Annotated in this window: 10 protein-coding genes and 1 pseudogene; 3 read left to right on the plus strand and 8 right to left on the minus strand. The window is 60.9% G+C overall.

The features are described from left to right. The first annotated feature begins 25 nt into the window (after nt 1-25). The 3 genes and pseudogenes from ACFMO3_RS11115 (at nt 26) to ACFMO3_RS11125 (ending at nt 872) form a co-directional block, all read left to right on the plus strand. Nucleotides 26-145 carry a 2-oxo acid dehydrogenase subunit E2 gene (locus ACFMO3_RS11115; protein WP_376790485.1) on the plus strand — a complete coding sequence of 40 codons (120 nt, stop codon included), beginning with the start codon at nt 26-28 and terminating at the stop codon, nt 143-145. Between the two features lie 164 nt (nt 146-309). Next, nucleotides 310-486 (plus strand): annotated as a pseudogene (locus tag ACFMO3_RS11120) (Rieske (2Fe-2S) protein); the annotation flags it as partial. A gap of 2 nt (nt 487-488) precedes the next feature. Next, on the plus strand, nt 489-872 hold the full coding sequence (locus tag ACFMO3_RS11125; protein ID WP_376790477.1) for a hypothetical protein: 384 nt from the start codon (nt 489-491) through the stop codon (nt 870-872). A gap of 290 nt (nt 873-1,162) precedes the next feature. Here ACFMO3_RS11125 and ACFMO3_RS11130 read toward each other — a convergent pair whose 3' ends face one another. The 8 genes from ACFMO3_RS11130 to ACFMO3_RS11165 form a co-directional block, all read right to left on the minus strand. Next, nucleotides 1,163-1,303: a hypothetical protein gene (locus ACFMO3_RS11130; protein ID WP_376790478.1), complete on the minus strand. Its 141-nt coding sequence runs from the start codon at nt 1,301-1,303 to the stop codon at nt 1,163-1,165. A gap of 156 nt (nt 1,304-1,459) precedes the next feature. Beyond that, nucleotides 1,460-2,455: an XdhC family protein gene (locus ACFMO3_RS11135; RefSeq protein ID WP_376790479.1), complete on the minus strand. Its 996-nt coding sequence runs from the start codon at nt 2,453-2,455 to the stop codon at nt 1,460-1,462. Nucleotides 2,456-2,631: 176 nt separating this feature from the next. Next, a complete protein-coding gene (locus tag ACFMO3_RS11140; protein WP_376790480.1) occupies nt 2,632-4,983 on the minus strand; it encodes an aerobic carbon-monoxide dehydrogenase large subunit in 2,352 nt (783 codons plus the stop codon). A gap of 29 nt (nt 4,984-5,012) precedes the next feature. Beyond that, entirely contained in the window at nt 5,013-5,507 is a 495-nt protein-coding gene (locus ACFMO3_RS11145) for a (2Fe-2S)-binding protein (RefSeq protein WP_376790486.1), read from the minus strand. 140 nt (nt 5,508-5,647) lie between these two features. Next, nucleotides 5,648-6,532, minus strand: coding sequence for an FAD binding domain-containing protein (locus ACFMO3_RS11150; protein ID WP_376790481.1), 885 nt, complete (start codon nt 6,530-6,532; stop codon nt 5,648-5,650). 13 nt (nt 6,533-6,545) lie between these two features. Further along, nucleotides 6,546-7,589 (minus strand): NAD(P)-dependent alcohol dehydrogenase, encoded by a 1,044-nt coding sequence (locus tag ACFMO3_RS11155; protein ID WP_376790482.1) that lies wholly within the window; start codon nt 7,587-7,589, stop codon nt 6,546-6,548. A 122-nt stretch (nt 7,590-7,711) separates the two neighbouring features. Then, nucleotides 7,712-8,743, minus strand: coding sequence for an amidohydrolase family protein (locus ACFMO3_RS11160; RefSeq protein WP_376790483.1), 1,032 nt, complete (start codon nt 8,741-8,743; stop codon nt 7,712-7,714). Continuing rightward, nucleotides 8,740-9,516, minus strand: coding sequence for an iron-sulfur cluster assembly protein (locus ACFMO3_RS11165; protein ID WP_376790484.1), 777 nt, complete (start codon nt 9,514-9,516; stop codon nt 8,740-8,742). The genes ACFMO3_RS11160 and ACFMO3_RS11165 overlap by 4 nt, the downstream gene beginning before the upstream one ends. Nucleotides 9,517-9,773 lie beyond the last annotated feature (257 nt).

Raw genomic sequence — 9,773 nt, forward strand, 5'->3', positions numbered from 1 at the left:
CGTTCTGGAGACCCCCCAGGGGGATGTGCTGGCCATTCGCCCCATGGTCTACCTCACCCTGACCTTCGACCATCGTATCATCGACGGCGCCCAGGCGGACGCCTTCATGAGCAAGGTGAAAGCAGTGCTGGAGAACTGGACGTAGGGAGTCCAAGTGGAGCAGTTCCTTCAGAAACGAAAAGCGTGTAGCCGCGCTTTGCGGATGAGATGGGATCGTCAATACCAACACGCCGGAGGATAGGGATGAATACAGCATCCGGGGCCTGGCTCCGGGTGGCCCGGGTTTCAGACATTTAGGCCGTGGGAACCATGGTGATCCGAGCCGGCCGTCGCACGATCGCCCTGTTCGCTGAGGGAGATTGCATCTACGCAATCAACAACCCGTGCCCGCATATAGGTTTCCCTCTCCATCGGGGAACTCTCCGCGAGGGCCTGCTCACCTGCCACTGGCATCACGCCCGCTTCGACCTGCCGACAGGAGGCACATTATGAACAACGAGTTCAGCGACTGGGACACTGCGCTGCACACTTTCAGTTTCGCCAGCGCCGTTCATCAAGCGATGCACCGGTTCCCATCTCGCGCCCTCCTGCGTGGAGTTTTCGACGTGGCGATGGGTGTCTATCTGGATCACTTCCTGAACATCCCACTGGCCCCTCTCCCCGAGGAGGGCTCCGCCGTGGGAGATCCCGACCATACCATCCAGATGATGGAAGCCGCCTTCCGTCAGTTCCCGACCTGGCGCGGAACCCCTCTGGGGGACTGGGCGCTGATCGCCGCCGCCCGCTATCTGGCCGCCCACGTCCCAACCCACCGGGCCCAGGAGCAGACTTACCGCACTGCTGAGCGCCTGTATGAGGAGCTTATCGGGTAGGGATGGAGGGATGAGAACACTAACGCTCGGCGGGGCTCATGTTCGATCACCGGTGACATTGCTAACCGCAATCTACGAGTGGTAACCCGGCCTCTGCCCAGAGCGTCCACTAATCCTCTCCCAGAGGACCTTTTCCCCCGGTCCGCTCTTCCAGGGCCTCAAACAGAGCCCGGGTGATCAGAACGGGATGCCCCTGCCCTTCTCGATAACAGATCACCTGAAGGGGCCATCCGCGCTTCCGCCATCCAGTATGACCAGCGCTGCTGACAATGGGAGAGTTGGCTGATCCCCTAGAAGAATATGAGAGCCTCTGCCTCCCGCGTGGCCTGCAGCCCGATCCGGATCGAGACCGCGCAGGCCTGCGCCCCTTCTGGCACCTTCACCGGGGTCGCCCCCAGGGACCTCCAGCCGGGAAGGATATGCTCCAGCACGGTCTATCCATCCCATGGAGCAAATGCTTCGGCTGACCGAGCCGGCGGGAGCGACCTGCCGCCAGGATGATCCCTCTCACATCGCCCATGGCTGTCATGCTCCCTGTGCAAAGACAAGAGAAGGAGCAGGCAACCGCAGTCTGTTCACTGCCTCCATTATGGCTGAGCAACCGCTGGCGCGTAGCGGGCAGGATCCTTGAGGAACGCCTGCCAGCAATGAGCGCAACAGAAATAGAACCGTTGCTCCCCCCATTCCGCGTGATAGCGGGCTGTCGCCACTTCCACTTCCATCCCGCAGACCGGATCGCGGGCCCGCGGAGAGGTCGATTCCAACGAAACCATTCGTTCTGCCATCGCCCGCCGTCGCTCCTGCGTGATCTCCGCTACCACCGCAAGGGCGATCTCCTCCTGGGTCACTGCCCCGAGGTCCAGGCCCGCAGGGGCCCGAATTCGCCCCAAATCCGCTTCGGACCATCCAGACTGCCGCAGGAGCTCGAGAACCGCCTGAGCCCGACGGCGGCTGGCCACCAAGCCGATATAGCAAGCGGGGGTGCGCAAAGCAGCCGCCAGCGCTTCCTCATCGTAATGACCCATAGAAGCCACCACGACGTAGAGCTCATCCCGGGAAGAGAAAGCCGGTATCGCTCCCAGATAGGCGATCTGGATCCCCCCTGGGGCCTCCCGGGAGGCTCCCCCACGGATCACCTGCGTGACTTCATACCCCAGAGCCTGGCCGAACAGCGCCAGCGTGCGAGCCAGGGGGGTTTCCCCGAAAATCAGCAACTGCGGTTCACGGACCCACGGCTCCAGGAAGATCTCCAGTTCCCCTCGGCTGGGACAGGCCATTGTCGCTACCGAGCGAGCCTCTTCCTCTAAATTCTCATCGACAGCCTCTGACGTGATACGGAGGAGGCGCGGACGACGGCTCGCCAGCACTGTCCGGGCCTCCCGGAGGATCAGATCATGGGCGCAGCCGCCGCCTACCCATCCATAGATCTGGCCATCCGCCGTGATCACCGCCCGATCTCCCACTCGCGCTGACACCGGAGGCTGCCGCCGCACTACCGTGGCGATCGCGAAAGCCTCTCCCCGTGCCTCCAGATCCCGGATCAATTCGTCCAGCCGAATTCCGCCACTCAGACGCCAGCCCATATAGAGCCTCGCGTTTAGGAATTACACAGTTAAGCTCAAACCGAGGAAGCGGGATCGGCTCCTCTCCTCCCAGCGGCTCTTTGAGCCATATGAAAGAGTTGAGCGGGGCACCTTCGGCATTCCATCCTGCCCCTGAAGCCCTCCCGATGGAGCATCAACTCGGAGAGCTTTTTCACTTATTCCGTGATCCCATGTTCTCGCAGGATCTTCCAGATCTTCCATGGGGTGATAGGCATATCGATGTGACGCACTCCCAGGTGAGAGAGAGCATCCACAACGGCGTTCACAAAGGCCGCTGGGGAGCCCACATTGGCAGACTCGCCTACCCCCTTCGCCCCCAACGGGTGGTGCGGGGACGGCGTCACCGTGCGGTCCAGCTCCCAGCGCGGCGTCTCCATCGCTGTGGGGATGAGATATTCGGTGAAGTTCGAGGAGAGGCAGTTGCCATTTTCGTCGTAGGTGATCTCTTGCATGAAGGCGATTGCGAAGCCCTCGGTCAGGCCGCCATGGATCTGCCCCTCCACGATCATAGGATTAATCACCGTCCCGCAATCGTCGACCCCCACGAACCGGCGGACCTTCACCTGTCCGGTCCCCTTATCGATGTCCACCACACATACGTAGGTGCCAAAGGGGAATGTGAGGTTTGGAGGATCGTAGTAATAAACCGCCTCCAGCCCGGGCTCCATCCCCGGAGGTGGATTGGTGTAGGCAGCGAAGGCCACCTGGGGGAAGGTCACAAACTTCCCGGGGACGCCACGGACCATGAAGCGGCCTTCCTCCCATACCACATCGTCTTCAGCCGCCTCCAGCAAATGCGCGGCGATCTTGCGGGCTTTCTCGCGGATGCGGCGGGCGCACATGGCCGCGGCCGCCCCTGCGGTGGGGGTGCTGCGGCTAGCATAAGTGCCCAGGCCATAGGGGGCGGTGTCGGTGTCCCCTTCCTCCACCAGCACATCCTCCACAGAGACACCGAGTTCATGGGCGACGATCTGGGCATACGTGGTCTCGTGGCCCTGCCCCTGGTGGCGGGTGCCGAAGCGGGCCAGGATCTTGCCCGTAGGATGGACGCGGATCTCACAGCTATCGAACATCTTCAGGCCAGCGATGTCGAAGGTATGGCTCGGCCCCGCCCCAACAATCTCTGTGTAAGAGGAAATGCCGATGCCCATCAGCTCGCCCCGCCGCCGCCGCTCCTCCTGCTCGCGCCGGAGCTCCGAATAGCCGATCAGCTCCAACGCGCGATCCAGGGCCGCCACGTAATTGCCGCTGTCATAGGTCCACCCCAGCGCCGAGCGATAGGGGAACTTCTCCGGAGGGATGAAGTTCCGCCGTCGCAACTCCGCCGGATCCATCCCCAGCTCATCGGCCAGGATATCCATCGCCCGCTCGATCAGATAGGAGGCCTCGGTCACCCGGAACGAGCAGCGATAGGAGATCCCACCAGGAGCCTTATTGGTGTAGACCGCGTCCACCTCCGCGAAGGCTACTGGGAAATCATAGGACCCGGTGCAGATGCTGAACAGCCCGGCGGGGAAGCGGCTGGGGTTCGCAGAAGCGTCGAAGGCGCCGTGGTCAGCCAGGGTTTTCACGCGCAGGGCCGTCACTTTCCCCTCGCGGGTCGCTCCCAGCTCGACTGTCATATGGTAATCCCTGGCGAAGGAGGTGGAGGTCAGGTTCTCCGTGCGCGTCTCCACCCACTTCACCGGGCGCCCCAGCATCATGGAGGCCACAATAGCGCATACATAACCCGGGTAGACGGCCACCTTGTTGCCGAACCCCCCGCCGATGTCTGGGGAGATCACCCGAATCATATGCTCCGGCAACTTGGTCACCAGGGCCAGTAACGTCCGATAAGCGTGGGGAGCCTGGGAGGTCACATACAGGGTCAATCGACCAGTGACCCGGTCGAAGTCCGCAATGCATCCGCATGGTTCCAGGGGAGCGGGATGCACCCGCTGGAATTTGATATGCTCGCGGATCACTACCTCTGATCGACGCAGGGCTTCCTCGGTGGCCTCGCGATCCCCTACTTCCCAGTGCCAGATATGGTTGGTTTTTTTCTCCCGATCCTCACGCAGGATCGGCGCGTCTGGTTCCAGGGCTTTGAAGGGATCCACCACCACCGGGAGGGGCTCATAATCCACTTCCACAGCCTGGGCCCCATCTACCGCCGCCTCTCGGGACTCTGCCACCACCGCAGCGACCTCCTGATATTGGAAGAGCACCTTGCCTACCGCCAGGACCATCTGTTTATCCCCCGCCAGGGTGGGCATCCAGGCGAGGCCCAGCTCCTCCAGATCCTCCCCGGTGATCACGGCCAGCACTCCGGGGATCGCTTTCGCAGCGTCGGTGCGGATAGACCGGATGCGGGCATGGGCATAAGGGCTGCGTACCATGGCTATGTAGGCCATACGGGGCAGGACGATATCATCCAGATAGCGGCCGCGGCCCTGAATGAAGCGGAGATCTTCCTTTCGCCGGACCGGATGGCCCAGCGCAACATGGGTTTGCCCGGTAGTCGCCATGTCAGCCTCCTGAGCGAACAGGATCCCGTTCAGCGGACAGCCATCTCCTGCGCGGCGTGCTGAATGGCCTTCACGATGTTCATATACCCGGTGCAACGGCACAGATTGCCAGAGATCGCAGCCCGGATCTCCTCCTCGCTGGGATGGGGATTCTCCATGAGGAAGGCATAAGCGGTCATCAGCATCCCGGGTGTGCAGAACCCGCACTGGAGGCCGTGATACTCCCAGAACGCTTTCTGCAGAGGATGCAGCTCGCCATCTTTGGCCAGGCCTTCCACCGTCAGAATCTCTGCCCCGTCGGCTTGGACAGCGAACACTGTGCAGCTTTTGACGGCCTTCCCGTTCAGAAGGACGGTGCATGCCCCACAGCTGGTCGTATCGCAACCCACGTGGGTCCCTGTAAGCCCCAGGGTGTCCCGAAGGAAATACACCAGGAGCATGCGGGCTTCCACATCGGCCTCGTATGGACGGCCATTGACCGTTACTCGGATTCGTTGCCGAGCCGCGGGCTGGATAGCCTCCATGGCCTTACGGACAGCCGTACGGCGGGGTGCCGCTGTCGCACGCTTTCCCTTGCGAGCCGGCATGATTGCCTCCTTTCAGGGGGGATCAGCGAATACGGCCGGGCTTTCCAGATCCGCAACAACATCCCCCCCAGTCCAGATCACATCATCGGAATACGCTCCAGAGCCTTCCGGAGAGCCCGGACGGTCAGGACGCGTACCATATCCCGCTTGTATTCGGCGGGCCCACGGGTGTCGCTGGTGGGCTGGGAGGCCTTGGCCGCTAGCTCCCCCGCCCGGGCAATCACACCTTCGTCCAGGCGCTTGCCAATCAGCCATTCCTCCGCCTCCCGCGCGCGCAGGGAGGTGGGTCCCACCGCGCACAGTCCAATGCCAGCCTTCCGACACACTCCATCTGCATCCAGGGCAATCTGGACTCCCACTGCGACCACGGCGAAGTCGCCTACCTTGCGTTCGATCTTGAGGTAAGCCCCGGCCTCCCGCGGCCCGGGAGCGGGCACCCGGATCTCCGTTATGACCTCACCAGGCTGCAGAGCGGTCATAAAGGGTCCGAGGAAGAACTCCTCCAGCGGTACAGTGCGCTGGCCCATCCGCCGGCCCTTGGGGCCGGTGATCACCACCTCCGCCTTCGCTGCTAGAAGAGCCGCCCCCCAATCCCCTGCTGGATCCGCGTGGGCGATGGAACCTCCGACTGTGCCCCAGTTACGCACAATGGGATCAGCGAGGACTCGCGCCGTATCCGCCAGGAGGGGATAACGCTGCTGGATGAGCGAGGCGGACTCCATCGCGCGATGACGCACCATGGCACCGATACGCAGAACCCCACCATCCTCCTCCAGGAAGTCCAGGCCGGGGATACGATTGAGGTCGATGAGGACCTTTGGGCTAGCCAGCCGGAATCGCATCATCGGGATCAGGCTTTGCCCGCCAGCTAGGAGACGGGCATCTGGGCCGTATTGCTGGAGGAGGCGGATAGCCTGATCCAAGGTCGAGGGGGCGGCATATTCAAAGGGCGCGGGAAACATGGGAGCCTCCTGATCATGGGATGATCACAGCGCGGCCGATGTAGCGGCGGTTCTTGAAATCGTCAATGGCCTGGTTGATCTGATCCAGCCGATACTGCCGGCTGTGAACCTTCACCAGACCCCGGGCATTGAGATCCATCAATTCCACCAGCTCCATATAGTTCCCGACCAGGCTCCCAGCGATCGTGATCTCATTGAAAATCATCTGCACCGTGGGGACCTCGAGCTTCCCTCCGTAACCGATGATGAAATGGGTTCCTCCCCTGCGAAGCATCTGCCAGCCTTGCTGCTCCACCCCCGCCTCTCCAACGAAATCCAGAACCACATGAGCACCCCCCTTTGTCCGCTCGCGGACCTCCGCCACGAGGTCCGGGCCGCCAGGGAGGACTTCATCCGCCCCAAGCTCCTGGGCCAGGCGACGGGCGGACGCAGTGATGTCTACAGCGATAATGCGGGCGCTGGAAAGGGCGCGGAGAGCCTGGAGGGCAATGTGGCCCAAGCCGCCGATCCCGATGATCACACAGAAGGTTCCCGGAGGGAGCAATTTCGCCGCCCGCTTGGCGGCCCGATAGGCAGTGAGGCCCGCATCGGCCAGTGGGGCCACATCGGCAGGGGCCACACCATCGGGAAGTTTAACCAGGGCCCGCTCGTTCGTCACCAGATATTCGGCGAACCCTCCGTTAGCATTCAGGCCAGGGAAGACACCCCGCTCGCAATACATATCCTCCCCCTGACGGCACGCCAGACACACCCCGCAGGTTCGAAGAGGATGACAAATCACGGCATCCCCCGGCTTCACCGAGGTCACCGCGCTCCCCACCTCCTCCACCCAGCCGGCGTTCTCATGGCCAGGAATGTAAGGAAGCAACTTCCCGTCCGGATCTAGGATATTCCGCCACACGCCCTCAATAATGTGCAAATCAGTGCGGCAGAGGCCAGCCGCCCCAATGCGCACAATGACCTCGTCCGGGGCAGTGATCTTCGGCTCCGGAACCTCCTCAATTTGCAGCTGGACATTCAGATGCGGGTCATACTGATAGAGGCGGGCCGCTTTCATGGCTGACCTCCAGAGGAGAGGATAAACTTAAACATAGGCAAAGACTTGGCCACTGCATACGCCTGGAGGCGGAAAGACCGTTTTCGGCGGCCTTTCCACCTCCAGAGCCTATTGCACAATTCTCATGTGGCCTTCGCGGCCAGCCGCTGGCCAATTGGATCGCGCTGGAGCTTCTCCCGCTGGGCAGCGATGTCGATCCCGTAGAGCCGCGCTGCGTTCTCCCCCAGGATCTTGCGTTTGGTCTCCAGTGTCAGATCAACGCCGTATTCCTCCTTGATGTCCGGCGGCAGCTCGAAGGAGATGAACCGCTCAATGATCCAGCGCGGCGACCAGAGGGCATAATCGCTGCCGAAGAGGATGCGATCGGGTCCCAGCCAGTAGAGGAGATTAGCCATGATCTCCGCGAAATACCGCGGTCGGGAGTGGATAAAGGCGATGGCCACCGCCAGGCCAGCGTAGACGTTCTTGTCCTGCGTCGCGATCCAGCAGAAGTCATCAAGGCGCGGCAGGCCACAATGCTCCACAATGAAATTCAAATCGGGGAAGTCAGAGGCCGCTTGATCCACATCATGCACATCGAAGGCGTCCTTATTCAGCGGATAGATCGTAGGGCCTTTATGGACATGGATATTGCGGATCCCCAGCTCGCGGCAGAGCTCCAGATAACGGTAAGCCATGGGATCCGTCAGTCGCCATCCACGGGACTCCCCCCGCCACTCCGCTGTATAGAGCTTCAGGCCCTGAATGGGATATTCCTCCACCATCCGCCGGAATTCATCCAGGCCCTTCTCTCCCCAGCGGGGGTCAAAGGTGCCGCAAAGGATGAAGCGATCCGGATACTTCTGCTTCAAGACATTGTTCTGGATATGGGTATTGAATCCGTTCTTGAAGAACTCGGTAAGATAGGTGGAGTTGAAGATCCCCATATCCACATAGCCTTCAAGAAAGAGATCCCGGATCAAAGTTTCCTCGTCGTATTTGCAATATTTATCGAAGGGCCAGACATAATCCGCAGGGCTGAGAGACTTGTGATAATCGTAAAAGCAAAGCATCCAGCCTTCCCCATATTTGTTCCGCCAGTTCTCTGGGCTTCCATCCCAGAAATGGATGTGGCCATCGATCACGAAAATCTCCTGTCCATCGACCTGGATCATGGGGCACCTCCTTTCCGACTGGCCAGTAGAGCCTGGCAGAGAAAAGCATTGGATTTGAAATTCAGGAGAGCAGCTCGACTTCGACGGAAATAGTTATGGAAGGATTCGAGAGGGATAGGATGGCCATCAGCATCCAGCATGAGGGGAGCATCGGAGCGCATATCGAGGCCCAATTCCCGCCGCCGCTCCAGATAACGCCGAATCGCTTCCCCGGGCTCAATCGGCACCCACACGCCATCGGCTCGGCGGACATGCCACGTTCCGCCGGATTCAGATAAATCAGCAAGGCGCAAGGCACAGATCTCTGGCGGTGAGAAACCAGCAGCGCGGAGAGCGTTCAGGAGCGCGAACTGACGGCCCAGATAACTTTTGCGCCGGAAGAACGCACGGAGCTCATCCAGGGATCCCGCAACCTCTCCGGGGAAAGCTTCTTGAAAGGAGCGCCTATTCTGGACAGCAGACTCGATGGCTTCTGAGGCAAAGTGATCCAGCAATCGGATTCGAACGGCCTGAATGCCTTCAACCTGGAGAAGAGCACGCTGGATATCTTCCACCATCATGAACACGAAGTTGGGGGCACACCAGAAAGTGGGTAAACGAAGGGTCACCCACACACAGGAGTTTTCTACCGTCACTGCCTCAACGAACCCAAGCTGGACAATAGATTGATCTAGCTCCGGGTCCAGAACCCCGTCCAGAGCCTGCCAGAGCTCCATCGCTACCGAGTGCTCTCGCGCCCTGGCGTCGGCATCCATCTCTCCGAAACTCGCCATCTGTCCCTCCCTTCCTACCATATTATATTAGGTATTAAGCAAAACTTGTCAAGTGTGGGGATGCCCCTCTAGGGCTTTTCAAAGTTCTAATGTCGGGAGCAGGCGACGTAGAATAGAGGGAGCGCCTACCAGTGGAGCGAGGAGGTGGGAGGATGAAGACGATACTGGATGCGCTGCGTCGAGGGCCCGATCCCCGTTCCCGGCGGGGGCGTGTGTATCCCTTACAATGGGATATTGGCGGTGTTACTGTTAGCGGC

This window comes from Thermoflexus sp., from assembly GCF_042408815.1.
Taxonomy (GTDB): domain Bacteria; phylum Chloroflexota; class Anaerolineae; order Thermoflexales; family Thermoflexaceae; genus Thermoflexus.